Annotated in this window: 18 protein-coding genes and 4 pseudogenes; 3 read left to right on the top strand and 19 right to left on the bottom strand. The window is 68.9% G+C overall.

From position 1 onward, the window contains the following. Positions 1 to 45: 45 nt before the first annotated feature. The 10 genes from MKK58_RS00580 to sbnA form a co-directional block, all read right to left on the bottom strand. Positions 46 to 954 (bottom strand): NmrA family NAD(P)-binding protein, encoded by a 909-nt coding sequence (locus tag MKK58_RS00580; RefSeq protein WP_243910274.1) that lies wholly within the window; start codon positions 952 to 954, stop codon positions 46 to 48. A 96-nt stretch (positions 955 to 1,050) separates the two neighbouring features. Then, entirely contained in the window at positions 1,051 to 2,556 is a 1,506-nt protein-coding gene (gene glpK, locus MKK58_RS00575; RefSeq protein ID WP_243910273.1) for a glycerol kinase GlpK, read from the bottom strand. Between the two features lie 220 nt (positions 2,557 to 2,776). Next, positions 2,777 to 3,163 carry a ParB N-terminal domain-containing protein gene (locus MKK58_RS00570; protein ID WP_243910272.1) on the bottom strand — a complete coding sequence of 129 codons (387 nt, stop codon included), beginning with the start codon at positions 3,161 to 3,163 and terminating at the stop codon, positions 2,777 to 2,779. Next, entirely contained in the window at positions 3,160 to 4,371 is a 1,212-nt protein-coding gene (locus MKK58_RS00565) for a type III PLP-dependent enzyme (protein ID WP_243910271.1), read from the bottom strand. Before MKK58_RS00565 ends, MKK58_RS00570 begins: the two co-directional genes overlap by 4 nt. Further along, positions 4,368 to 5,150 carry an HpcH/HpaI aldolase family protein gene (locus tag MKK58_RS00560; protein ID WP_243910270.1) on the bottom strand — a complete coding sequence of 261 codons (783 nt, stop codon included), beginning with the start codon at positions 5,148 to 5,150 and terminating at the stop codon, positions 4,368 to 4,370. Before MKK58_RS00560 ends, MKK58_RS00565 begins: the two co-directional genes overlap by 4 nt. Further along, complete coding sequence (locus MKK58_RS00555) at positions 5,147 to 8,584, bottom strand: IucA/IucC family protein (protein ID WP_243910269.1); 3,438 nt, start codon at positions 8,582 to 8,584, stop codon at positions 5,147 to 5,149. Before MKK58_RS00555 ends, MKK58_RS00560 begins: the two co-directional genes overlap by 4 nt. After that, on the bottom strand, positions 8,581 to 9,726 hold the full coding sequence (locus MKK58_RS00550) for an MFS transporter (RefSeq protein ID WP_243910268.1): 1,146 nt from the start codon (positions 9,724 to 9,726) through the stop codon (positions 8,581 to 8,583). The genes MKK58_RS00555 and MKK58_RS00550 overlap by 4 nt, the downstream gene beginning before the upstream one ends. Next, on the bottom strand, positions 9,723 to 11,489 hold the full coding sequence (locus MKK58_RS00545) for an IucA/IucC family protein (RefSeq protein ID WP_243910267.1): 1,767 nt from the start codon (positions 11,487 to 11,489) through the stop codon (positions 9,723 to 9,725). The genes MKK58_RS00550 and MKK58_RS00545 overlap by 4 nt, the downstream gene beginning before the upstream one ends. A gap of 11 nt (positions 11,490 to 11,500) precedes the next feature. Further along, complete coding sequence (gene sbnB / locus MKK58_RS00540; RefSeq protein ID WP_243910266.1) at positions 11,501 to 12,511, bottom strand: 2,3-diaminopropionate biosynthesis protein SbnB; 1,011 nt, start codon at positions 12,509 to 12,511, stop codon at positions 11,501 to 11,503. A gap of 91 nt (positions 12,512 to 12,602) precedes the next feature. Further along, on the bottom strand, positions 12,603 to 13,601 hold the full coding sequence (gene sbnA, locus MKK58_RS00535) for a 2,3-diaminopropionate biosynthesis protein SbnA (RefSeq protein WP_243910265.1): 999 nt from the start codon (positions 13,599 to 13,601) through the stop codon (positions 12,603 to 12,605). Positions 13,602 to 14,172: 571 nt separating this feature from the next. On the opposite strand from sbnA, the gene MKK58_RS00530 reads away from it, so the two are divergent. After that, positions 14,173 to 16,383, top strand: a complete 2,211-nt coding sequence (locus MKK58_RS00530; protein WP_243910264.1) for a TonB-dependent receptor — start codon at positions 14,173 to 14,175, stop codon at positions 16,381 to 16,383. A gap of 109 nt (positions 16,384 to 16,492) precedes the next feature. Here the strand turns inward: MKK58_RS00530 and MKK58_RS26945 are convergent. Beyond that, positions 16,493 to 16,667: pseudogene (locus MKK58_RS26945) on the bottom strand (P-type conjugative transfer ATPase TrbB); the annotation flags it as partial. A 320-nt stretch (positions 16,668 to 16,987) separates the two neighbouring features. On the opposite strand from MKK58_RS26945, the gene MKK58_RS00525 reads away from it, so the two are divergent. Continuing rightward, the gene (locus MKK58_RS00525) at positions 16,988 to 17,809 is read left to right on the top strand and encodes a GGDEF domain-containing protein (protein WP_243910263.1); all 822 of its coding nucleotides are present in this window, start codon (positions 16,988 to 16,990) and stop codon (positions 17,807 to 17,809) included. A 122-nt stretch (positions 17,810 to 17,931) separates the two neighbouring features. Here the strand turns inward: MKK58_RS00525 and MKK58_RS00520 are convergent. Continuing rightward, a pseudogene (locus MKK58_RS00520) lies at positions 17,932 to 18,081 on the bottom strand (CopG family transcriptional regulator); the annotation flags it as partial. Here MKK58_RS00520 and MKK58_RS00515 point away from each other — a divergent pair. Beyond that, positions 18,071 to 18,475: pseudogene (locus MKK58_RS00515) on the top strand (integrase core domain-containing protein); the annotation flags it as partial. The pseudogenes MKK58_RS00520 and MKK58_RS00515 sit on opposite strands and share 11 nt — an antisense overlap. On the opposite strand, the gene MKK58_RS00510 reads toward MKK58_RS00515, so the two are convergent. The 7 genes and pseudogenes from MKK58_RS00510 to MKK58_RS00480 form a co-directional block, all read right to left on the bottom strand. Further along, positions 18,472 to 19,446, bottom strand: coding sequence for a helix-turn-helix domain-containing protein (locus MKK58_RS00510; protein ID WP_243910262.1), 975 nt, complete (start codon positions 19,444 to 19,446; stop codon positions 18,472 to 18,474). The pseudogene MKK58_RS00515 and the gene MKK58_RS00510 sit on opposite strands and share 4 nt — an antisense overlap. A 329-nt stretch (positions 19,447 to 19,775) precedes the next feature. After that, on the bottom strand, positions 19,776 to 20,165 hold the full coding sequence (locus tag MKK58_RS00505; protein ID WP_243910261.1) for a tautomerase family protein: 390 nt from the start codon (positions 20,163 to 20,165) through the stop codon (positions 19,776 to 19,778). A 249-nt stretch (positions 20,166 to 20,414) separates the two neighbouring features. Then, positions 20,415 to 21,959: an ABC transporter ATP-binding protein gene (locus MKK58_RS00500; RefSeq protein ID WP_243910260.1), complete on the bottom strand. Its 1,545-nt coding sequence runs from the start codon at positions 21,957 to 21,959 to the stop codon at positions 20,415 to 20,417. A 6-nt stretch (positions 21,960 to 21,965) separates the two neighbouring features. Next, complete coding sequence (locus MKK58_RS00495) at positions 21,966 to 22,895, bottom strand: ABC transporter permease (RefSeq protein WP_243910259.1); 930 nt, start codon at positions 22,893 to 22,895, stop codon at positions 21,966 to 21,968. Beyond that, positions 22,892 to 23,971 (bottom strand): ABC transporter permease, encoded by a 1,080-nt coding sequence (locus tag MKK58_RS00490; protein WP_243910258.1) that lies wholly within the window; start codon positions 23,969 to 23,971, stop codon positions 22,892 to 22,894. The genes MKK58_RS00495 and MKK58_RS00490 overlap by 4 nt, the downstream gene beginning before the upstream one ends. A gap of 8 nt (positions 23,972 to 23,979) precedes the next feature. Continuing rightward, positions 23,980 to 24,975, bottom strand: coding sequence for a BMP family ABC transporter substrate-binding protein (locus MKK58_RS00485; RefSeq protein WP_243910275.1), 996 nt, complete (start codon positions 24,973 to 24,975; stop codon positions 23,980 to 23,982). Between the two features lie 57 nt (positions 24,976 to 25,032). After that, positions 25,033 to 25,260, bottom strand: a pseudogene (locus MKK58_RS00480) (IS630 family transposase); the annotation flags it as partial.

The following is a 25,260-nucleotide window of genomic DNA, read 5'->3' as shown; positions in this document are numbered from 1 at the left end:
CAGACTGACCGAAGCAATCAACTGAAAACCGTATGACACCTCGCATCAGCCTTCGCTGCTGAGCACCTGTCGGGCGCTCGTCCAGGGCCGCGCCCCGTAACGGTCGTTGTCGAGGGGATGCAGGTGGCCGAGGCCGCTTGCCATGTCGCGCAGGTACTGAAGGCCCTGCCAGACAGGAAACACCGCGTCGCTCGCGGGCGTCAGCCGTCGGACGACCCGGATGATCAGGGACAGGCGGTCGAGGCTCCCGGCGCGCAAGAGGCCGAACCGCGCGCCGGTGAGCGCGCTCATCATCGCCGCGAGGTCGCGCGGCGTCACCACATCCCCGGCGATCCGCAGGAGGCGCGGGCTCTCGGCGTCGAGGGCTGCCGCGGCTGTGTAGCGGGCGACGTCCTCCTTGGTGGTGAAGTCGAGGGGCTGGTCGGCATCGCCCCAGTACAGGACCCGGCGCAGCGGCTTCAGGATGATCGGGGCCTGACCCGTGAGAAGGTCCGCGAAGGCGCCGTTGAGGATCGAGGTCGCGCGGATCGGCGCGGCATCGATGCGCGTCAAGAAACTCCGCCGGAGATCGAGGTTGCGGTTGTCGCCCGGCCGGGTCTTGGTGAAGTCGAGGGAGAAATCGGAGGGGATGAAGCGCGGCACCCCGGCCGCCACGGCCGCGTCGAGGAGGCGCCCCTGGGCCTCCAGGATGACGGGTTCGAGGCCGTTCAGGGCCGAGACGACGCAGGCGGCGCCCCGACAGCCTTCACACAGGCTCACGGCATCCGCGTACTCGACCGTGACCCGAGTGAGGCCGGCGATTTCGGGGATATGGCGCGGACCCTCGCCGCCCGCCCGGCGCACCAGGGCGCGAACCTGTGCACCCTCGGCGATGAGCGCCCGGGCGATCCGGCCGCCGAGATCACCGCCGAGGCCCGCGAGGACGACGATCGGCTGTCCGGCATGACTATCCATGAGGTCGCGGTTCCTGCTCGGCGGCGGGTAGGGCCGCGAGGTCAACCCGGTGCGGCGCGATCGGTGCCGCCGTGGTGCGCACGGGAGCGATCTCGATCAGGCCTCGGGCTCGTCCCAGTCGACGGCGCGCCGGACCGCGCGGCCCCAGGTGGCGGTGATGCGCCGGCGCTCGGCCGCGTCCATGTTCGGCTCCCAGCGCCGATCGACGCCCCAGTTCCGCACGAGGTCATCGGTGCCGCGCCAGTAGCCCGTGGCGAGGCCGGCCGCGTAGGCCGCGCCGAGGGCGGTGGTTTCGGTGACGCGCGGGCGCACCACGGGGACGTCGAGGATGTCGGCCTGGAACTGCATCAAAGTGTCGTTGGCCACCATGCCGCCGTCCGAGCGGAGTTCGCGCACGGCGATGCCCGAATCCTTCTCCATCGCCTCCAGCACCTCGTGCGTCTGGAAGGCCGTCGCCTCCAGGCAGGCGCGGGCGATGTGGCCGCGATTCGCGTAGCGGGTCAGGCCGATGATGAGGCCGCGCGCGCCCTCGTTCCAGTGCGGCGCGTAGAGGCCCGAGAAGGCCGGCACGAAGTAGACGCCGCCATTGTCCGCCACCGTGGTGGCCAGGTGCTCCACCTCGGCGCTGTCCTGGATCATCCGCAGATTGTCGCGCAGCCACTGCACCAGGGCGCCCGTGATGGCGATCGAGCCCTCCAGGGCGTAGGCCGCCGGTTGGCCGTCGAGCTTGTAGGCCAGGGTCGTGACGAGGCCGCAGGCGGAGGGCACCGGCGTCGGGCCGGTGTTCATCAGGGCGAAGCAGCCGGTGCCGTAGGTGTTCTTGGCCTCGCCGGGCCGGAAGCAGGTCTGTCCGAACAGCGCCGCCTGCTGGTCGCCCAGGATGCCGGCGATCGGCACGCCCGCGAAGGGCACCCGCGTCTCGCCGTAGACCTGGGAGGACGAGACGATCGCGGGCAGCATGGCGCGTGGGATGCCGAAGGCCGACAGCATGCCCGCGTCCCAGGCCAGGGTCTCCAGGTCCATGAGCTGCGTGCGGCTGGCATTGGTCGCGTCGGTGAGGTGAAGGCCACCCTCCGGGCCGCCCGTCAGGTTCCAGACGAGCCAGGAATCGATGGTGCCGAACAGGACGTCCCCGGCTTCCGCCTTTTCCCGCGCGCCGTCCACATGGTCTAGGAGCCAGCGCAGCTTGAGGCCGGAGAAGTAGCTCGCCAGCGGAAGGCCGGTGCGTGCGCGGAAGCGGTCGCGCCCGCCGTCGCCGGCATAGGCGGCCACGAGCCGGTCGTTGCGGGTGTCCTGCCAGACCAGGGCGTTGTGGAGCGGCGCGCCCGTCCGGCGGTCCCAGATCACGGTGGTCTCGCGCTGGTTGGTGATGCCGATGGAGAGGAGGTCCGCCGGGACGAGACCGGCCGCTTCCAGGGCCTCGCCCATCACGGCCTGGACGTTGCGCCAGATCTCCGCAGGATCGTGCTCGACATGGCCGGGGCGGGGATAGACCTGGGCATGCTCGCGCTGCCGGCAGGCGACGATGCGCCCCGCCCGATCGAACACGATGAAGCGGCTGCTGGTGGTGCCCTGGTCGATGGCGCCGACGTACCGGGTCATGGCGAGCGTACTCCCTCGGAGGCCTCGGGCTGGCCGCAGGCTGGTTCCGCCCGGGGCGCGCGCGATAGATAGCCCAGATGGCCCGCGACGCCATCGCGCAAGCCTTCAATCTGGTTTTACGGGTCGCTCCGGCGCATGACCAAGCCGGCGATGCAGCGGAGGGGCGGAGGGGTCCACTTCGGCTTCGCCCTGATACCGCAGCCTTCGGCGGGCCGGCCCTTCAGATCAGGTGTGCGAGTCCGATGGAGACCGTCGTCTCGACCGGGAAGGTATGGCGCGTGGTCTTCGGCGGATACAGATCCCCGTCGCGGGCACGCCGCAGCACATCCGTGCGCGTCGGGCACCAGTCCTCACGCCACGAGCCGAGTCCCACCCGATCGTAGTCGAACATGCGCACGGGCACGCGGGCGAGGCCGAGCTGGATCGCGGCGGCGTGGCGATGGTGCCCGTCGAGGATCGCCAGTGTCTCGCGCTCGACGCAAATGGGCTGCGTCCAAGCTTGGCCCGCAACGATGAGCGCGATCACCGTACGGACCCGATCGGGGCGGAACGCCTCCGTCGGACGAAGGCCCGCTGGGGGGATCAGGATGAGGTCCGTGGCGGTCATGCGGCCTGTCCCTGCCGTTCGGCGGCTTCGAAGAAGTGGCGCTCCGGGTAGGCATGACGGAGGAAGTCGTGGTGGGAGATGTCCCAGCCATAGGCACCGGCCATGAGGAAACAGACGCGGTCGCCGATGCGGACCCGGTCCACTGGGACGTCGCGGGCCAGGATATCCTTGGGCGTGCACAATTCACCCGCGAGCGTGAGCCGGCCCCCGGCGATTTCCGGCCGGGGCCAGGGATGGGGCCAGGCGTCGCGGGGCAGGACCACGAATGGATGGTCGTGCCCCCAGGAACTCGGCAGGCGAAAATGGTGAGTGCCGCCGCGCAGGAGCGCGAAGGCGCGCCCGTGCGACCGTTTGAGATCGACGATCTCGCACAGATAGGCCGCGTGATAGGCCGCGACGATCCGGCCGCACTCGAACTGCACGCGCGGTGCGCCGGTCCCGAGGGGGAACAGCGCCCGGACGAAGTCCTGCGTGTCGAAGCGCCATGCGGGGTCGGCATAATCAACGCCCCAGCCGCCGCCGAGGTTGACGATCCGCAGGTCGAGTCCATGCGTCGCCGCCCAGTCGCGGGCGAGGGCCAGTTGTGCAGCGCACAGGGCAGCGTGGCCAGCGGCATCCCGGTCGTTCGAGACGGTGTGGAAGTGGAGCCCCTCGAAGCGCAGGCCCGGGCAATCACGCAGGATCGCGATGGCGTCCGGAATCATCGCCTGCTCAATGCCGAACTGCGTCGCGGCCCCGCCCATGGTGAGGGTGGCACCCGGCACCGGACCCGTCAGGTTCACCCGCAGCAACACCGGCAGGATCGCGCCGGCCTGCCGCGCGCCCGCATCGGCGAGGCGCAGCATGTGCAGGCTCTCGACATGGAGACGTTCGACGCCGTTGGCGATGAGGATGCGGATGTCGTCCGCGGTCCGGGCCGGCCCGCCCATGACGATGCGGGCCCGCGCGCCGACGGCGTCGCGCACCCGCAGGATCTCGCCCACGGAGGCGACCTCGAAGCCGCTGACATGGGGAGCCAGGGTACGCAGGATGCGCGGGTCGTTGTTGGCCTTCACCGCGTAGAAGAAATCCACCTCCGCCGGCAGGGGGCGGCGCAGGGCGTCGACCTGGCATCTCAGGGCGTCGAGGTCGTGCAGGAAGGCGCAGGCCGGGGCCTCTTCTCTGGTCGCGGCGGCGATCTGGGCGGGGTTCGGACGGTACAGGGTCATGGCGCGGACGGCTCCGTTTCGCGCCATGCGCGATGGGTCTCGGTGAGGGCTCGGCGCAGAAGGCCCCGGTCATTGGCGAGCACGAGGCCGAGGTGCCCCTCGGCGCGCAGGCGGGTCAGGTCGGAGGCGTCGCGCGCGATGGCGAAGGCGTGAATGCCGGCAGCCCGGCACTGCTCCGCGAGCTCCGTCCCGGCCGCCATCACCGCCGGAGCACGGGTCTGCCAGGGCAGGCCGAAGGCCTGGGCGTAGTCGGCAGCGCCGAGCAGCAGGCCGTCGATGCCGTCGAGGCGGGCGATGGCCCCGGCCTCGGCGAGGCCGGGCGGGTCCTCGATCATGGCGATCACCAGGGTCTCGCGGTCGAGGCGGGCGGGGAGCCCAGGCAGGTCGCAGTCGCCGTAGCGCCCGAGGCGCCCGGCATTGACTCCGCGCCGGCCGCGCGGGGCGTGGCGCGCGCGGGTGATCGCGGCCTCGGCGTCGGCCACGCAGCCGACGCGCGGCACGACGATGCCGGCGGCCCCCGCATCGAGGCAGGGCAGGATCCGCTCCGAGCGCGCGTCCGGCACCCGCATCAGGGCGCTGAGGCCGGCCCGGTCCGCCGCGGCCAGGAGATGCTCCAGGGCGGCGCCGTCGATGAGGGTGTGCTCGAGGTCGACGAGGACGAAATCGAACCCAGCCACGGCGGCGATCTCAACGATCTCGGGCGCCGGGATCGAAACGAACAGGCCGCTGGCCGGACGACCGGCGTCGAGGCAACGCCGCAGGCGCAGGCGCGCGCTCATATCCCGAGGCTCGCGGCGAGGGGCGCCAGGGGATTGGGACGCGGGCGCCCGGCGGCTCCGGCCGGATCGAGCCGGCGCCGGGCGAGATCCTCCACCACCAGGGTTTCGGCGGCGATGCGGTAGCGCCGGGCACCCGCCCGCGCCGCCGGCCAGGCAGCGCAATGGAGGTGCAGGGCCTCGACGATCCGGTCCCAGAACCGCGTCTCGGGATAGCCGAACCAGAGGTCGAGGCACCAGCCGAGTTCCGCCAGATTCACGCCGAGGAGCGCGTCGAGCACGAAGTCGCGGACATCCTCCACGTCCCGCGCCTCGACGTAGGAATTGGCGTTGACGCGGGCGTGCTCAGGCGGGGTCGGCACGAGTGATGGGCGCGTTCCGGCCAGAAGATCGGGCACGAACCGGACCCCGTCGTGAAAGTCCTTGAGGGCGACGCGGGTCGGCCAGCCGTCGCGGTGGAGCAGCACCATGTTCTGCTGGTGGCTCTCCAGGGCGATGCCCTGCACCAGCAGGAGGTGCATCACCGGCAGCAGAGCCGCTCGCAGGAGAGCATCGACCCAGGGTTCGGCGCCGTGCCGGGCGATCCAGTCGGCGATGAAGGGAGCCGTGCCGTCGCGGTGGGTGAGCGCGGTGAACGGAACCGCCGCCTCGGTGCCGAGATGGGGGGCGACGGGATCGCGCCAGATCGCCGAGAGGGCGCCGCGCAGGGTGCCGTCGCGATCGATCTCGGGGGGCACCGTCACCGCGACACCCATGCGCTCGGCGAGCAGGATCGTGCCCGAATTCCGCAGGAACGGGTCCCCCGCCATCACCGCCTGCAGCCAGGCGCTGACGATGGGGGCGTTGAGCACCGTGTGGGGTGCGAGGGTCCGGGCCGTGGAGGTGTTGCGGATGGAGAGCGCGAGCTTCAGCGTCGGCGCCTGGGGCTCTGTGCGGTCAGCGAGCGTGCGGATCGATTGCTGGGCGGAATAGGCGTGGGGCGCGGGCCCGAGGCGGATGAGCGTGCCGGCGCGGTGCAGGGGGGCCGTGGCGGCGTCTCCCACCCGCTCCCATTGCCAGGGATGGACCGGCAGCAGGTGGAACTCGCGCGGCTGCCCGCCCCGCTCCACGATCCGGGCGGCGAAGCGGGCGCGGGTCTCCGCGTCGAGGCTGAGGGCGATGAGGTCCGCGTCCTGCCCGTCCGGCACGCCCATCGCCTTCGCGTCCGCGATCGACCGGTGCGTGGCGACCCAGACCGGATGGATCGCCGCTCCGAATTCCGGGCCAAAGGCGCGGTTGTCGGCGAGGCTGAAGCCGATGCGGGACTTGAAGCAGGGATGGTAGCGGTGGCCGTCCGGCAGCGCGCTTTCGAGGTCGTCGTAGGGGAGGTCGGCGAGGCTCCGGCCGGCGCCGTGCCGCAGGGCGTCGGCGTGGTTGTGCTGGGTCCTGGCCAATTCCTCGGCAAAGCGGGCGTGGTCGGCGGCCTTGCCCGGCAGGTCGGGCAGGAGATCTTCGAGGAAGGCGGCGGCGTGCGTCACCGGGCCATCCTCAGCCGCGAGGCTGCCGGGCTCGATGAGCACCCGCCCGTAGGCGTGCATCCGGCGCGCGCGCGCCCGGTAGCGCCGCCTGGTGCCCGATGGCGCGAGGCTCACGGAGAGGGCCGTGTCGGGACCATCATACCGAACGATTCCGTCGGGCAGCAGGTCCTCGTGCAGCAGGGCGCCGAGCAGTTGGCCGGCAACGCGCCGACCGGCTTCGTCCCACGTGGCGTCTTCCCGGGCCGCATCGTCCGGGTGGGACCGGACGCGTTCACCGACACGCAGGGGATTCGCGATGGCCACGTAGTCCGGCCGCTCGCCGCGCCCGGCGAGGCAGCTCGCGAGGTTGGCCTTGGCCGGCAGGGTCGGGGTGACGAGGAGGCGGTCGATGAGCGCCCGGACGTTCGGGTTTTCGTCCGCCGCCGCGAGGGTCCAGGCGAGGGCGGTCCAGAGCGGGGCCTCGTCGATTCCGGCGGCGCGCGCCACGGTGGCGACCACGTGGGCGACCTGATTGACCACGAGGTAGTAGACGAGGCGCGCCCACGCCTCTTCCCCCGTGTAGCGCACCGCCGGATCGAGGGCGTGATCGGGTGCGACGCCGGCGAACAAGGCGGCGTCGATGCTCACGCCTTCGAGGTCGCGCACCACGAGGCGGGCCGGCAGCCCGTTGACCAGAGCGAGGAGACTGTTCTGCGCATGCGCCTCCAGGCCGATGCCGGTGGCGGCGAACAGGCGCAGCGGCGGCAGGATCGCGACGCGGGCATAGGCGTCGATCCAGGCCGCGGCGGTCGCGGGGCCGGTCAGATCGCAGCCCATCCCGGCGAGGATCGGCCGACCGTCGCGGGGCGAGGGTTCGAGGAGGCCCGCCACCACGAAGGCGTTTCGCGAGGGGCCTTCGCGCACGAGGACGCCGGTGACCGCCTCCAGCTCCGGACGGTCGAGGGCGAGGGCCCCGCGCTCGCTGAGAATGTCGAGGCCGGCCCCCGCCACGACGTCCGGGACGGCCCGGAGGGCACGGGCGGCAGCGAGGCTGCGCGCCAGGTGCTCGCGGCTGTTGGTGCGCGCGAAGTTTGTGATCCGCGCGGCGATGGGCAGCTTGAGGAACAGGTTCGCCGTCTCGCTGTACACCGTGCGCACCGAGGAGGTCGGTCGCACCGGCGCGCCGCTGGGCGGGGTCAGTTCGAGGCGGCCCGCCGCGACGAGGGCCGCCACCGTCGGGTCGGCGGCGAGCCGGGCCGCCTGCCAGGGATGGCTCGGGATGAGCACGCGGCCGGCGATTCGTTCGGGAGATAGGCCGGACAGGGCGGTCAGGGCCTCCCGGGTCACCGCTTCCGCCCCGGCCTCGCGCCACTGGCCCGCGACGAGGTCGGGATCGGCGAGGAACCACCGAAGGGCGAAGGCCGCCCCCTGCTCGGGCGCGTAGGCCGCCGCGTCGGCCTCCGTGAAGCCGTCGACGCTCTTCGCCAGCGGGTGGAACGGGTGGCCGTGCCAGAGGCTCTGTTCCAGCCCTGCGGGGGTACGGTCGGCGACGCGGCCGGCGCAGGCGACGGCATGAGCGCGGGCGCGGTCGAGCCCGTCGAGCATCCGGCGCTTCGTCGCCTCACGTACGGGCGTCGCCTCGGGCACGAGGGCGTAGATCATGCGGCGTGCGAGGTCGGCCGGGTCGTCGAGGGGCGTGGTGCGCCCGTCCGCCGACCGCAGGCGCAAGGGTCCCCAGGCATGGAACCCGCCCGGCGAGGCGCGCCGGCACGGGGCCAGGACGGTGTCCGTGCCGATGCGGATCGCCCGGATCGCACCCGCGACGGGTTCGGGGCCGTCCCCGGATTCGCGCAGCCAGGTGTTGAGCAGGCGTTCGAGACCGAGGCGGGCCCAGGTGACGGCGACGGGGTCCGAGCGCGGTTCGGTGAGGGGCAGCGTCATCGGGCACGGCTCCAGGGTGATGGGATCGGACGGGTGCGCGCGGCGAGGAGGCCCACGGCACCGGCGAGTGAGAGGCAGGCCGCCGCCCACAGGGCGCCGCCGGGACCGAAGGGGGCGAGCATGAGCCCGGCCGCCAACGGACCGACGAGCTGGCCGACGGTGAGGCTGGCCCGCGCCTGGGCGATGCCGGCGACGCGGCCGGGGCCGGCGGCATCCATCGCGGCGAACAGGGCCGGGGCCTGGCCGGCGTACAGGCCCCCCTGGGCCAAGCGCAGGACGACGATCCCGCAAAGGCCGAGGTCGAGGGGGATGGCCGCGAAGGCGAGCCCTGTGCCGACAAGGGCGAGCGCCAGGACCGGCACCGGCGCCGCGGCGTCGATGCCTCGGCCCCAGACGGGCAGGATCAGCAGGGCGGCGAGCCAGCTCAGGCTGTGCAGCCCGCCGATGAGGCCAGGGGTGTAGAGCGTGGGATCGTGCGCCGTCGCCCAGGTGGGGAAGAAGGCCACGAAGGCGAAGGCGCCCGCGCTGCCGCACATGCCCGCGAACAGGAGGGGGCCGCCGCGTATCCGTCCCGCCCCACTTTCAGCGGTGGGCTCCGGCGGCACGGCACGGAGCCCCGGCGCGGCGAGGAGGGCGGCGAGGACGGTCAACCCGCCGCCGAGGAGCATCAGCGCGCCGAAGCGTTCGGACTCGAAGGCGAGTCCGCCGAGCACCGGCCCGACGAGGCAACCGGCGGCCGATGCCTGCTGCATCCGGGTGAAGCCCGCGCCAGCGGTCGCGCCGGTGGCGCGGAACGCCAGGGCCAGGACGACGCCGCCCCCCGCAGCCCCCTGGAGAAGGCGGGCCAGGACGAGGACGGTCGGATGCCCGGCCAGGGCGATCATCGCGCAGCTCAGCCCACTTACCGCGCCGGTCCACAGCAGCAGGCTCCCGAGGGAGAAGCGCTGGGCGAGCCGGGTCCAGACCGGCGTCAGGGCCAGGGTCGTGACGGCCGGGGCGGCGAGCGCCAGGGCGGTCCAGAGGGCAGGGGATGGGCTCATCCGCGCGACCGTAAGGCCGAGGAAGGGCAGCAGCGCCAGGGGCAGAGCCGTCACCAGAACCTGCAGGGCGATGAGGGCGGTGGGCCGGGCCGGGCCGCTCACGACAGGCCCCCGCGCCAGAGCGGGTTCGGCGTGCTGTCGAGGCGGCTCGGCATCGAGGTTCCGAGGGTGCCGGCGGCGAGAAGCGGCGCCAGCACCGCCTTGAACGGGGCGGTCTCCTGCCCGAGCATCCGCGCGGCGATCCCGTCGCGGCGCGACGCCGGGATGTCCGCCCGCGCCAGCACCCGCTCCACCGTGGCGATCAGGATGGTGCGGGCCACGCGAAGGGTGAACCCGACGCAGGCCGCCGCGAAGGCTTCCGCCACGGCGCGCAGGGCGACGTCGATCGCCAGCGTCTGCACGTAGGCAAGGAGATCCTCCGGCCGGCGCAGGAGCAGTGTGTTGTGGATCGGATCGGTGATCAGGTAGGCCGGCACCGGCAGGCCGCCCTCGTCGAGCCAGGCGGGCGCGCAGCGCACGGTGTCGTGGTCGCGCAGCAGCAGGCGCGCCGGCACGCCGCCCGCCATCAGCACGAGGGCGTTCTGCCCGTGCAGTTCCGGCACGAAACCGAGGCAGGCCCCACCGAGGGCAGTGCCGACGACGAGGTCGGCGAGGCCGGAGAACAGGGCGGTCAGGTCACCGGCCCCGAGGCCGAGGGCGCGCACCACCGGCGGCAGGCCGCCCAGCGGCGCCACGGCGAAGCTCGCCAGCGGCACCGGCACGGCCCCCTCCACCGGCAGATGCCGGATGGCGCAGCCGAGCAGGGCCGGGCGCTCGGCGTAGAGATCACCGTCCGTCTCCGTGGCGTGCCAGAACGCGGTCTCGTCGGCCAGGGCCACGTGGCGGGCGAACCAGGGGTCGCGGGCGCAGACGGTGGCGAGCAGGCCGGCGCCGTGCAGACCGTTGTGCAGGGATTGCGGCGGCAGGGTGCGTCGGACCCCGAGCGTCTGCACGTCCAGGGGCAGTTTCAGATGCAGGTCCGGCCGAACCGGGAACGCCAGGGTCCTGAGCGACGACGTTGCGGCGGCGAGCGGCCCCTGGAAGGTCAGCGCAACGAGGCGGCCATCGGCGAGCCAGTCGGAGAACCGCACCGGCAGGCTGTGCACCGCCTGCCAGGGATGCACCGGCAGGGGCACGTGCGTGGCGCCGAGCCCGCGCTGGGCGAGTTCGGCGTCGAGATGCGCGCGCTGGCCCGGTCCCAGCAGGGCGGCGGCCGGGCCGGCCGGATGGGCACCGGGAGCCGCGGCGACGCGATCGCGCGCCACGGCGTACCAGTCGAGGGGGAAGAGGCGGCCGTGCTCGGCACCGTAGGCCACGGCCTCGTCGGAGCTGAACCCGTGGCGAGCGCGCCCGAGGGGGTGGAACGGCCGGTCGCGCCACGCCGCGAGGCGCTCGAAGGCCAAAGTCGATCCGGCAAGCACCTCGGCCTCCAACACCTCGGCCGTGTCCGCCCAGAGGGCCGCCCGGTCGAGGATGGCGCGGGCCTGCGTGACGGTGCGTTGGGCAGCGCCCTCGGGCAGATCCGGTACGACCGAGAGGATGCGGGCGAGAAGGTCGACCGCGTCGAGGTCCTGCGCCGCGCCGGCCGTCTCGTATCGGACGGGTCCGGTTAGGCGAAGGCCCGGACGCCAGCCGTCCGGCACCATCCGCGCCCGCAGGTGCCCCGCGCCGAGGGCCAGGGCGTAGTCCCGCGCTCCGTCCGGTCCCCAAGGGTCGCCGATGGTCGCCTGAGTCCGGAGGCCGCCAATATCCTCGATCCAGAGGGCATCGAAGGTCTCGGCGAGGAGGTCGCGTGCCAGATCAGGCCGCGCGGTTGGAGACGCCACTGCCTCGCCCCCTAGAACAGCGGCAACAGGGTGCCGGCCTGAGCCGCCTCGGCCCGCGCCAGGATCGCGCGGGCGCAGGCGATGTCGTCGATGGCCATGCCCATCGGGTTGAGCAGGATGATCTCGTCGTCCGTCTCCCGGCCCGGCTTCCGACCGACGATGATCTCGCCGAGCTCGGCGTGCAGGCGCTCGCGGGAGAACGCGCCCGCCTCCACGAGGAGGTTGATGATCTTCTTCTCGCGGTTGGACTGGTCCCAATCGTCGACCACCACCTTGTCGGCCTTCACGAACACCTCGCGCTCGACATCCATGATCGAGACGTTGGCGAGCAGGGTGCCGCGCGCGAGCCAGGCAAAGGGCAGGTAGGGCTTGTCCGTCACCGTGCAGGTGATCACCACGGGGGCCCCGCGCACGGCCGCCTCGGCGCTCGGCGCGAGGGTGACGGCGAGATGCGGGAACCGGTCCCGGATGCGGGCCGACAGATCCTCGGCGGCCTCGGGGCGCAGGTCGAACAGGCGGAGGCGCACCAGGCTCGGGAACTGTTCGGCCAGCATCGCGGCCTGCTGCTCGCCGATGGGGCCGCAGCCGATGATGGCGGCCTCGGTGAAGCCGCCGCGGGCGAGGTGGCGGATGGCGAGGCCGGTCACGGCGGCGGTGCGCATGGCGCTGATCAGGCCCGCCTCCATCACCGCGACGGGATAGTTCGTCTCGGGATCGTTGAGCACGATGACGGCGCTGGCGCGCGGCAAACCGCGCGCGGACGGGTTGTCGTGCTTCGAGCCGATCCACTTGAGGCCGGCCATGGGTTGCGCGCCGCCGATCCAGGCCGGCATGGCGATGATGCGGTCGGCGATGTGGTCCGTGCGCGGGCTGCGCAGGTAGGGCTTGAGCGGCTGCACGAAATCGCCGGCGGCGTGCAGGCGGAAACCCGCCTCCACCGCTTCCATGTAGAGATCGGACCGGTCGCCGCCGAGGCCGGCGATGTCGGAGCGCGAGAGGTAGCGCAGGGTCGCTTCTGTCATCGGGGAATTCCGTGGCGGGGATGAGGATGGCGCGAGCGGGCGATCCCGACGGGGACCGTCGGGCCGGGGATGTTGCGGGGTGGCCGTGCGTTCAGGCGGCGGCGCGGCGGGCGAGGCGGCGGTAGGAGGCGGCGAAGGGTCGGGTGATGCGGCGCTCGGGGGCCGGCCAGTCCTCGGCGTAGACCGTGTCGAGGTAGCGCTCGCCCCGGTCCGGCAGCAGCGTGACGATGCGCGATCCGGCCGGGAGGGTCGGGATCAGCTTGGCGATGGCCGCCACCACCGTGCCCGAGGAGCCGCCGGCGAGGATGCCTTGGTGCGCCACGAGGCGGCGGCAGGCCAGGGTCGATTCCCAGTCGGTGGCGGTGATCACCGCATCGACCTCGGGCAACGACAGTTGCTCGGGCACGCGGCTCGCACCGATCCCCGGAATGTCGCGGGGGCCGCCCTTGGCCCCGAAGATCACCGAGCCCTCGATGTCCACGGCGATGACCTCGATGCCCGGCCAGCGCTCCCGCAGGCGCCGGGCCAGCCCCATCAGGGTGCCGCAGGTGCTCACGGCGGCGACCACATGGGTGGGGGCCGCCGGCATCTCGCGTACGATCTCCGCGCCGAGGCCGTGATAATGCGCCCGCCAATTGTCGGGGTTGGCGTACTGGTTGAGCCAGACCGCGCCGGGCAGGGTCTCGACCAGTTCCGCGACGCGCCGGACCCGGGTCTGGAGGTAGCCCCCCTGGGCATCCGTCCGTGTCACCATGTCGATCCGGCCGCCGAAGACCTCGATCAGGTGACGGTTGGCCGGTGCGATCTTGGGATCCACCACGGCGGTGAACGGCAGGCCTTGACGGCTGCAGATCATCGCCAGAGCGACGGCGAGATTGCCGGACGAACTCTCGACCAGATGACTCCCCGCCGTGATCCGGCCGGCCGCGATGGCCTCGCCGACCATGTGGTTGGCCGTACGGTCCTTCACGCTGCCGCCGAGGTTGAGCATCTCGAGCTTGGCGAAGACCGGCACGATCTCGGGCGGGAACAGGCGATCCAGGGCTACGAGCGGGGTCTGTCCAACGGGCGGTCCGGCATTCGGCGTCATTGCTGTTGCTCCGTTGCTGTCATGTGACCGAGGCGAAGCGGACGAAGAGGTCGAGCTCTTCATGCGCGTCGTCCAGTCGGTGTCGGCGCAAATGGAGGAGATCACCACTAAAAATCAAGATCAGCGTCGAAAGAATTCTGAATTATGACGTTATGTATTTGTAGCTACTCAAAAGAGCATCTTATTTACTTTGGAACGGTACCAAAAAATTCCATCCATGGTCCTTCTCTGTGCGCGCCCGTATGGCTCGGCTCGCTCTGAGAGTCAGGAATTTCCAGTCAAGGGCTGCCGGAGGAAGTGAACCGCGGAGACCCGGGGCAAGCACCGATCAGCGATTGCTGAATGCTCCCGATTCGGAAGAGTAGAATTTATACAATTTGGAACTATTTCAATATAGCTTTGTGCTGATCTGGCAACGATGGGCTTTATAAGAGCCTATTTCGCTGGATCTCACCTTGCAGCATCAGACATTTGAGGCGATGGAGCCGATGGAGGGAGGGCATTCGGTTGTCACCTCCCGTTCGCGTTCCGAAGGAATGCGTCGTAGTCGCGTCGCCACCGGAGTGTCTCGATGACAAAGAATTCGCGGGTACGCCGCCGTAAGGAAGGCAAATCCGGAGTCGTCGGCTTGATCGCCGCGGCCTTCGTCGCCGGCCACGGCGCGGCGAACGCGCAGGAGGCGGTTCAACTCGGTGAGCTTTCGGTCGAGGGAAGCGGGTCCGGCAGCGGCAGCGGGAATCGCGCGCCGGCCAATCCCAACGCCGTCGTCGGCCCGCCGCCGCCGCCCTATGCCGGCGGCGCGGTGGCGTCAGGCTCCCGGCTCGGCTTCCTGGGCAACCGCAACGTCTTCGACCAGCCGTTCAGCAGCACGAGCTACACGGACAAGCTGATCCGCGATCAGCAGGCGCGCAACGTCCAGGACGTGGTCAACAACGATCCCTCGATCCGCACCAACGTCCCGGCCTTCTCGGGCATCCTCGGCTTCTTCATCCGGGGCTTTCCGGTCTTCGCCCAGGACATCGGCTTCAACGGCCTGTTCGGCGTGGCCGACGCCTTCAACCCCGCCATCGAGCCCATCGAGCGCGTCGAGGTCCTGCGCGGCCCCTCGACCCTGCTCTCGGGCATTCCGCCCTTCGGCAACATCGGCGGCGTGATCAACCTGATCCCGAAGCGCGCGGGCGACGAGCCCTTGACCCGCGCCACCATCGGCTATTCGTCCGACGCCCAGATCTACAAGGCCATCGATGTCAGCCGGCGCTTCGGCGACAACAAGGAGTGGGGCATCCGCTTCAACGGGGCGCTGAACAACGGCAACACCCCCATCGACAACCAGAGCCTGCATTTCGGCGTCGCGGCGCTCGCCCTCGACTATCGCGGCGAGCGCCTGCGGGCGAGTGCGGATCTCGGCTACCAGCAGCTCGACTTCACCTCTCCGTTGCGCAACCGCTCCGTGCTGTCGGGCTTCGCGATTCCCCGCGCGCCCGACTTGACCCTGAACCAGCAGCAGCCGTGGGAATACCGCGACAGTGCCAACAAGTCCGCGGCCGTCCGGTTCGAATACGACCTCACGGACAACCTCACCGCCTACGCAGCCTTCGGAACCTCGAATTTTCGCCAGGAATATTTCGGCGGCGTGCTGAGCATCTTCAATGCGCGCGGAGATTACCGCGATCCGATCTCCTTCATCCCGTTCCACATCGTCAACAACACGGCCGAGGCGGGCCTGCGCGGCACCGTCGAGACCGGTCCGGTCAAGCACAGCTTCGGCCTTGCCGCGGTCGGTTTCTGGATGGATCAGTCCCAGGTGCCGGGCGTCAACGTCGGGCCGACCATCGTGTCGAACCTGTACGACCCGGTCATCGTGGCGCCGCGCAATGCCGCCGCCCTCTCCCGGCTGACGCCGACCACGGCGCTCCGCACCAACCGCAGCCTCGCCATCGCCGACACCCTGTCGTTCTTCGACGACCGGGTGCTCCTCACCCTCGGCGGGCGCTGGCAGGACATCGACGTCAAATCGATCAGCCCCACCACGGGGCTCCGGACGGGTGCCAGCGACAGCGGCGCCTTCTCCCCAGGCTTCGGCCTCGTGGTGAAGCCCCTCGAGCACCTGTCGATCTACGGCAACTACATCGAGGGATTGACCTCGCCCGCCCCGCCGGTGAACGCGGTCAACGCCTCGGCCGCCTTCCCGGCCGCCGTGTCGCGCCAGACCGAGATCGGCGCGAAGTACGATTTCGGTGTCGTGGGCGTGGGCTTCGCCGCCTTCCGCATCGAGCAGCCGTTCGGCTTCACCGACCCGCGCACCCTGGTGTTCTCCGTGGACGGGCGCCAGCGCAACGACGGCATCGAACTCACCGTGTTCGGCGAGCCGGTCCCGGGCGTGCGCGTCCTCGGCGGCGTCAGTCTCCTCGACGGCGTGCAGGTCGCGGCCCAACTCGCCTCGAACGTCGGCAAGGTGGCCGTCGGCGTGCCGAGCGTTCAGCTGAACTTCTACGGCGAGTATGATCTGCCGCCCTACCTCTTGCCGGGCCTCAGCCTGACGGGACGGGTGATCTACACGACGTCGCAATATTACGACCTCGCCAACACCCAGAAGATACCGGACTGGGCCACCCTGGATCTCGGCATGCGCTACGCCACCACCCTGAACGACCGGCCCCTGACGCTCCGGGCCAATGTCGTGAACGTGACGGGCAACAACTACTGGGCCTCCACCGGCCGAGGTATCCTCAGCCAGGGCACGCCGAGAACCTTCCTCGTCTCCGCCACGGTCGACTTCTGAGCGCGCGACCGGTTCCGTCGCGTCGGCGGATCACGGCATCTCCCATGGCAGCCTGCCACCGCGGCCGGCGCCTGTCCGCAAGGCGCGGCGTTGCCCCGCGCCACGGTGACATCTGTATCGGACAGACCTTCCGACAGCCGGTCGATCGACAGGCGGCCGTCCGGGTTCAGCATCATTTCGACGACGGCGGGGTCTTCCAGAACCGGGCGATGGCCGGGCCGAGCGCGGTGCGGCATCCGCGCGCCGCGCGTCAAACTCGCCGAATTCTGGTGCGATCCCGACATTCGATCCCCGATCACGCCGGGGACGACACAGACGTTCCCCCAACGGGGATGATTAAAAGAGCCGGAATTTTGTCTAACTCAATACTTATCGAACCACGCGGCCCTATAACAGAGAAAATGCGGCCATCGGCGCGAGAATTTTCCAGCCATGTCCACGTTCCTCGAAAAATCCCCGAAGCGCCTCAAGGCTAGCTCGCGCCAGCCGAGAGACCGCAGGAATTCACCGAATCGCGACGTAACTATCAATGCTTATCTAAGCGCTAAATCATAATTTAAATTATTCTTGCCAAGACTAGTTTATGTCTTGGTTAAGCTCCATCATGATCCTTGTCGGAATGGCGTTGCTGGCAGCTTCGCTAAAGCCGATCTCAGACATCCTTGCGATGGTGCGCGAGGGTCGCCTGCATCGCATGTGGCGAATCCTTGGCACTCTCATCGTTCTGTTCATGCTGGGCTACGCTGTTTACGGAACGCTCAGCTTCGTCACCCATGTCAATCGAATAGCCGACCTTATCGTCTCCACCATCTTGCTTGCGGGCGGTGCCTTCGTCCTCATCGTTTCGCAACTTTCGGCGTTCACGACCCGCGACATCGTCCGCATCGCGAAACTTGAAAGCGACGTTATCCGTGATCCCCTGACCGGCGCGTTCAACCGCCGGTATCTCGACGAGATGATCGAAGCCGAGGTGGCGATCGCGAAACGGTCGCGCCGGCCATTGTCCGCCCTGCTCATCGACCTCGATCACTTCAAGCACGTCAACGACACGTATGGTCATCCTGTCGGCGATCTCGTCCTGAAACATGTCGCCGGCCTGATCCTCGAATCCTGTCGAACGTCGGACCGGGTCGTGCGGTACGGGGGCGAGGAATTCCTGGTGGTCGCACTCGACAGCGATCTCAACGACGTGGCGACGCTCGGCAAACGCCTGCTCCACGAAATCGCCGGCACTTCGATCACTCTGCCGAACGGTGCGCATCTGAAGGTTACGGCAAGCATCGGCGCGGCATCGCTGAACAAGGACGTCGATCAGGACAGCTTTATCGAGCGCGCGGATGGAGCGCTCTACGCCGCGAAGCAAGGCGGTCGGAACCGCCTCTGCTCGTGCCCTCCAGCCGCAAGTCAGGCCGTTGCGAAACCGTAATACGTGACGGTTCTTGCCGAAACCCATCTCGCAGGAGTGGCCTGATCGAGGATCCGTTCGGCCTGCCCGCATCGTCCACTTGCCGAGCGAGCCTGCCCATCGCCACCATGTCTTCCTGCGCCGACATCGCGCGACAGTTCCGTCAGAAACCGATCGCCCGTCGCAAGCCGCCGCCCGAGCGATTGCAAGAACTCATCGAACCGCTCCGCGCCCTTTGCGCGTGCCGACGCCTGGGCGCTGTCGGGCAGCGGCGGGGTTACCGTCAGCGAGATCCTGCCCGACGAGAAGCGCAGCTCGTGCCTCGCCTTCATCTTCAAGGCCCTGCGCTTCTTCGGACGCCACGGCATCGTGGTCGAGCGGCTGATGACCGACAATGGCCCTGCCTTTGAATCGCGACGCTACGCCAAGGCGGTGCGCCGCTTTAGGATCAAGCACGAGCGCACGCGGCCCTATACCCTAAAGACCAACGGCACGGTCGAACGCTTCGTCCAGACCAGTTTGCGCGAATGGGCCGACACGCGTGCCTACAACACCTCCGACCAGCGTCGCGACGAACTCCCGGCCTTCCTGTTTCCCTACAACTGCCAGCGCACGCACATGGGCATCAGAGGGCAGACATCCGTCAGCAGACTGACCAAGGACAACCTCCTTGGAAACGAAAGCTAGGCACTCTGAGTTTCCCCCTGCGACTTTACATGCTCCCTATAGTTGCGTGGCGTCACGCCGAACCGATCCTTGAATCGCCGGGAGAAATGCGGCTGACTCGAAAAACCGCAGCCATAGGCAAGCTCTGCGATCTGAACATGACCGGACCTGTGATCAGTTAAGTGCTCCGCGGCGGTGTCCAGGCGGCGTTCCCAGATCCATTCGGAAATATGGTGTCCCTGTTGCTTGAACAGTTCCTGGAGCCGGCGCAGCGACACGCCCATGGCCGCCGCGAGTTGATCCGGATCGAGGGTGGGATCATCGATATGAGCTTCGATGTGGGCCTTAGCCCTCTGAACCACGAGGGTCCCGTGCAAGGGTTTGGGAACCTCGCGCGCGAGACGTTCGGCCATGCTGGCGACGATCAGATCGAGACCGATGGACCCCATGCGGGCCGCGGTATCAGGGCAGAGCTGATTGCGAGTACGGATCAATTCGGCGAAGAAACTGTTCGCCAGGGTCGTCGAAGCCTCCGCGGCCTCCAGTGTCAGCGAGGTGAAGATCTTCGCATTACCCAGAAATTTCTCAATGCGATGCCTGGGGACGATGATGTTGTATTCCTCGATGTTTTCGCTGATCGATAGCGTTAACGGTCGAAGCTCCCGGATAACGATGTCTCCGGCTCTCTGGATTGAGATCCGAACATTCTGCAGGGTTTGCGCGATTCCACGTGTCCGGAAGCCGACCGCTAGAAAAGCATCGTCGAAGCCGTTTTTGCGCCCGTGCGTTCCGCAAATTTCGTTTTGCGCCGGACTTTGCATGAGGCGACGAGCCGGCATGGTACAGACATCGAAGACCTCCAAGTGAGCTTCGAATGGCATGTCCCCGTTTCGCGAGCCCTCGACAGGACAGTCGTATTCGCGAATCAGTTCGCACCATTGACCGAACTTATCGCCGGATCGTATGTCATCGGTCGACAGATCGGTCCGCATCCCTCTCATCCAATCCTGTGCAGCCGGGTGATTGTTCATGTCTTTGGGCTAAAATCGCTTCGAATCGCTAAAATAATAGCCCCAGCAGACCCAATCGGATCGAATAAAATCTTCAATTTTGCTTGAAGAAAGCCGATGTTTATCTCTATACTCGGAGCAAGACTTGGCCTTGAGCAGGCTTTTCGTAGGCTACCCTCGTCCCCCGTCCCGTCATGCTTTCCTGCGACGGACCGGCTTCCCCTCCGTGGGAGCGCGCGGTCCGCCTCAAGGCGAGGGCGTATCGCCGACCGCCGGGAAACCGACGGCCGACATGCAGGTCGAGCGCGCGATCAGAGCTCGCCGGTCAGAAACTGTGCGCGGCCGTGACCGAACGACCAGTCCTCGTCGGTGTTCTCTACCGTCGACACCATCACGTCAGCGGGCGCGATGCCGCACGCAGCCTGCAGCTTCTTTGTGAGCAACCGGTAGAACAGTGCCTTCTTCTCCTTGCCGCGCGGGCGGGTGATCATCTGCACCACCACCACATCCTTGGTGCGCGGGATGTCGAGGCCGGTGTCCTCGACGATCATCCGCGAGGGCTTATGCTCGGTGACGATCTGGTAACGGTCGCCCGGCGGCACGGCGAAGGCCTCCAGCATCGCCTCGTGCGCGGCATCGAGCAGAGACTTGAGCTCGGAATCAGTACGGCCTTCCAGGATATCGAAACGCATGAGCGGCATGAAGTCTTCCCTGTGTGAGCGAGGTCGGTGATGGGGCCGAGTCGAGGTCGATCGACCGAAGACGTCGACCGCGATCATGCGGAGTCGACGTATGAATCGCCCTGGACCCAGCATCCGGGACGATATTGCAAGTAAGTACCCTTCGTCGTTAGTCCGCGTAACTATTGCGCATCATATCTTCAGAGGGTCGGACATCGCTTGCCCGGTTGTCTTGCGGGTGGCGAAGTCCGCTGGCTGCACTGGGCCGCATCAGCCGCCCGCCATGTGCCGCCCGAGTTCGGCCTTCTCGGCCGCCTCGGCCGCGACGGTGTAGACGATGCGTCCCTCGCTGATCACCGCGATGCGGTCCACAAGTTCGAGCAGTTCGTCGAGATCCTCCGAGAGCAGGAGCACCCCCGCCCCTTGGTTGCGGGCCGCGAGGATTCGGGCGTGGGTTTCCTGGCAGGCGACGAAGTCGAGGCCGAAGGTCGGGTTCGAGGCGATCAGCACCCGGACCGGGTGACTCAACTCGCGGGCCAGCACCGCCCGCTGGACATTGCCGCCGGACAAGGTCGCCATCTTGGCTCCGAGCCCGGACGCCTTCACCTGGAACTCCGTGACGAAGCTCTTCGCCTGCCGCGCCATGGCGCGGCGATCGAGGAAGATGCCGCGCCGGAGGGGCGCCTGATCGTAGTTTCGCAGGGCCATGTTCTCGGCGAGCGAAAGATCCGGCACGGAAGCGTTCTTCAGGGGCTCCTGCGGCAGACCGTAGATCTGGTGCCGGGCGATCTCAGCGCGGGTTCCGCCGAACGTCTCGCCGTCCACCGTCACGGTACCGGAATAGGCGCTCTGGCCCATAAGCGCCTCGACGAGTTCCTTCTGGCCGTTGCCGGAGACGCCCGCGATACCGACGATCTCGCCGGCGAAGACATCGAGCGACAGGCCCGAAACGGCGGCAGGTCCATGATCGCCCGCGACGGTGACGTCGCGCAGGGACAAGCGAAGCTCCGGTCGCTCGCGCGCGGCACGCTGCCGGCGGCCCGTGCTCGCGGCGACGGGTGCGCCCACCATCGCCTCGCCGAGTTCGGCCACGGACAGGTCGGCGACCGCTCCGGACCGGACGCAGCGTCCGCGGCGCAAGACGCTCACCGTGTCGGCGAAGGCCGTGACCTCGGAGAATTTGTGCGTGATCATGATCGCCGTGAGGCGGCCGATCCGGGTCAGTTCTTGAACGTAGCCGAGCAGCTGCTTGGCTTCCGCCGGGGTCAGGACCGAAGTCGGTTCGTCGAGGATGAGAAGCCGCCGGCGCAGGTAGAGCTGCTTGACGATCTCGATCTTCTGCTTCTCACCCGCCGAGAGATGGGCGCACCGCGCGTCGAGATCGTTCGCAAAGGGAAGCGTCGCCAACAGGCCCTTCAGCCGTTCGCGCTCGCGCCGCCAGTTGATCAGGCCCGGCAGCGTGCCGCCGCTGACGACGAGATTCTCGGCGACCGTCATCGACGGCACCAGGGTGAAGTGCTGGTAGACCATGCCGATGCCGGCGGCATCCGCGTCCTTGGGCGAAGCGATGCTGGCTTCACCCTCGTCGATGACGATGTGTCCGGCATCCGGCTTGTAGTAGCCGACGAGGCACTTCACGAGGGTGCTCTTGCCGGCGCCGTTCTCGCCGAGCAGGGCATGGAAGCTGCCGGCCGGCACCTTGATCGAGACATCGTCCAGGGCACGGAGCGCGCCGAACTGCTTAGTCAGCCCGACGATCTCGAGCCTGAGGCCGTCCTGCGGATCCACGGGAGTGGGTTGAGCCAGTCGTGCCATCGCGGATCACCGGTTCAGCTTCAGCTCGCGCGGGACGTCGGCGGAGGGCCGGGTGGGCGAGGAGGACACGATCAGGACGACGAGGGTGAGGAGGTAGGGGGCGGCGTTGAACAGGTAGTAGTAGCCGGTCACACCGATCCCCTGCAGGGCGGGGCCGATCGCCCCGGCGGCACCGAACAGGATCGAGGCGCCCAGGGCCCGGAGCGGGCTCCAGCGGGCGAAGATCACCAGGGCCACCGCCATGATGCCCTGGCCGCTCGACAGACCCTCGCTCCAGCTCCCCGGATAGGACAGCGACAGGAAACTGCCGCCGATGCCGGCCATGAACCCGCCCGCCATGGTCGCCAGGATGCGGGTCGGGATGACGGGGAAGCCGAGGGCGCGCGCGCCGTCCTCCGTGTCGCCGACCGTGCGGACCATCAGGCCGAGGCCGGTGCGCTTGAAGAAGACGTGGAGCGCGAACGCCGCCGCGATGCCGATGAAGAACAGCGGGTTCACGTCCAGCGCAGCGCGGACCTGCGGCAGCGTCGACCACGACCCGAGCGGGATGTTCGGGAGCTGGGGCGCCTGCGGCTCGATGAACGGCTTGCCGGCGAAGAAGGCAAGGCCGGTGCCGAGGATCAGGAGGCTGATCCCCGCGGCGGTGTCGTTCACCCGGCGCACGCTGCAGATCACGCCGTGCAGGGCGGAGAACAGGAGGCCGACGAGCCCCGCTGCCAGGACGCCGATCCAGGGCGAGCCGAAAAGATAGGACGCCGCGTAGGCGCACATCGCGCCGAGCACGAGGTTGCCTTCGAGGCCGAGGTTGATCCGGCCCGAGCGCTCCGTGATGCACTCGCCGAGACTCACGAAGATGAAGGGCGTCGCGGTTCGGATGACGCCGCCCAGGAGGGCGAGGGGCAGCGCGAGCCAGCCGAGCGTGTCGACGGATGTCATCGCCCGCCTCCGTTCTTGTCCCTGAAGCTCTGGCCGAGGGCGTCGGCCACGAGGACGGCCACGAAGAGGAGGCCCTGAAAGACCAGGATCGAGGCATCGGGCAGATCGAGCCGCCGCTGCAGCAGGCTGCCGCTCGCCTGCAGCCCGCCCATCAGGATCGCGACCGGAATGACCGCGAGGGGACTCTGCCGCGCCAGGAAGGCGACGAGGATGCCGCTGGTGCCGTAGCCGGCGATGAGGGAGTGACTGGCCGTGCCCTGCACCGCCGCCACCTCCACCGCGCCGGCGAGCCCCGCCATCGCCCCACCGGCGAACGCCGCGCCCGTGATCCAGCGGTTCACCGGGAGACCGATCATACGGCCGACCTTGGCGCTGCCGCCGACGATCCTGAGGGTGAAGCCCCAGACGGTGTAGCGGATGAAGACGAAGGCGAGCAGCGCCACGGCGATGCTGATGGCAAGACCGATGTGGATGTCGGTGCCGGGAATCGCTGGCAGCATGACCTCCGGGGCGAGGGGGGCGGTCGCCGGCTTGTCGAGGCTTTCGGGGTCTCGGAGCGGCCCCTCCACGAGCTGGTGGAACACCGCGAGAGCGAGGTACGACAGCAGGAGGCTCGAAATCGTCTCGTTGATCCCGCGATACTGCCGAAGCCAGCCGGCGAGACCGATGAGCAGGCCGCCGGTCAGGACGGCCGCGACCAGCATCGCGGCCTGAACCACCAGCGGCGGAGCCGGCAGCGCCAGGTAGGTCGCGGCGGCGGCGAGCCCGCCGAGGGCCAGTGCCCCCTCGCCGCCGATGATGATCATGCCGGCACGCGCGGGAATCGCCACGGCGAGGCCGGCCAGGATCAGCGGCGCGGCCCGCGACAGGGTGTTCTGCCACGCGAAGGTGCTGGCGAAGCCGCCGAGATAGATGGTCGTGAAGACCTCGGCGGGATTCCTGCCGTAGAGCGTGACGAAGATCGCGAAGGCGAGGGCCGCGATCAGGATCGCGGCGATCGGCAGGAGCAATGCGTAGGCTGCTCGGCCGAGGGCAAGGGGCCGGGCGGCCGGGGGGCTGGTGGCGGTCGCGCTCATGGCTCGCCTCAGGCTTGACCGGTGACGCCGTCGACGAGGTAATTGATCGGGTCGAGCGCCCGGTCGTTCTCCTTGTGGACGGTACCGGCCGGGACGACGATGTTGCCCTTGTTGTCCTTGAGCGGCCCGGAGAAGATCACGGTCTCGCCCGAGATCAGCTTGCCACGCGCCTGCTCCAGCGCCGCGCGGGCCGCGGGGGTGACGGCCGCGCCGATGGGCCCGGTCTTAACGAAGTTGGCTGCGAGGCCGCCGCGCAGGTAGTGCTCAAGCGGTTGCTTGGCGCGCGCACGGTCGAGGAAGTCGGTGTAGGGCACGATCCAGTTCCACTCGGCCCCGGTCAGGTAGCCTTTCGGCGCGAGGTCGGCCTGACTCGAATGGTAGCCGCAGGACATCACACCGCGCTTCTCGGCCGTCTCGACGACGACCTTCGGGCTATCAACATGGCAGGCGATGACGTCGGCGCCCTGATCGATCAGCGACGTCGCCGATTCGGCTTCGCGGACCGGGTTCGTCCACTCGCCGGTGAAGATCACCTGGACAGTGATGCTCGGATCGACGGAACGGGCAGCGAGCGCGAACGCATTGATGCTGCGGATGAGGTTAGGGGTGGGCTTGGCCGCGACCACGCCGAGCTTCTTCGACTTGCTCATGTGGCCGGCCAGGATGCCGGACAGGTACTGGGCGCTGAAGATGTATCCGTAGAACGTCCCGACGTTCTCCGGCATGCCCGGCTTCCAGATGCCGCCGCAATGGGCGAAGGTGACGTCCGGATACTTCGCGGCGATCTTCAGCACATGGGGGTCGAAGTAGCCGAAGGAGGTCGCGATGATGAGCTTGGCGCCGTCTTGGTTGATCATGCCTTCCATCGAGCGCTGGGCCGCGATGGTCTCGGGCACGCGCTCCTCCTCGATGACCTTCACGCCCGGCAGCTTGCGCAGGGCCGCCGCCGCGTTCGCGTGCGATTGGTTGTAGCCGTAATCCTGCTTAGACCCCGAGTAGAGGATGCCGACCGTGACCGGCGTCTCGGCGGCGAAGGCGCGGCCGGCTCCTAGTGCTCTGTCTCAGACGGATGGTTCAGGAGCTCGGCTGAGGGCGTCGAAGATTGCAGAGGCGGGTTTAGTCGAGCTGAAGGGCTTTGGTCTACGGTTGTGCTGGGCGGTGTAGCGACTTATGGGGGCCTGCAGGTCGACGACTCCGGAGAAGGTGGCCCGTTGTAGAGGGCGACGGGTACGGGAAGAGAAGGATCGCTCGACGGCGTTGAGACGAGGGGCCGAGCTGGGCGGGGAGTG

Origin of the sequence: Methylobacterium sp. J-078, assembly GCF_022829285.1 — a bacterium.
Classification (GTDB): domain Bacteria; phylum Pseudomonadota; class Alphaproteobacteria; order Rhizobiales; family Beijerinckiaceae; genus Methylobacterium.
The sequence above is the reverse complement of the archived record's forward strand: the minus strand, read 5'-3'. Positions and strand labels throughout refer to the sequence as shown.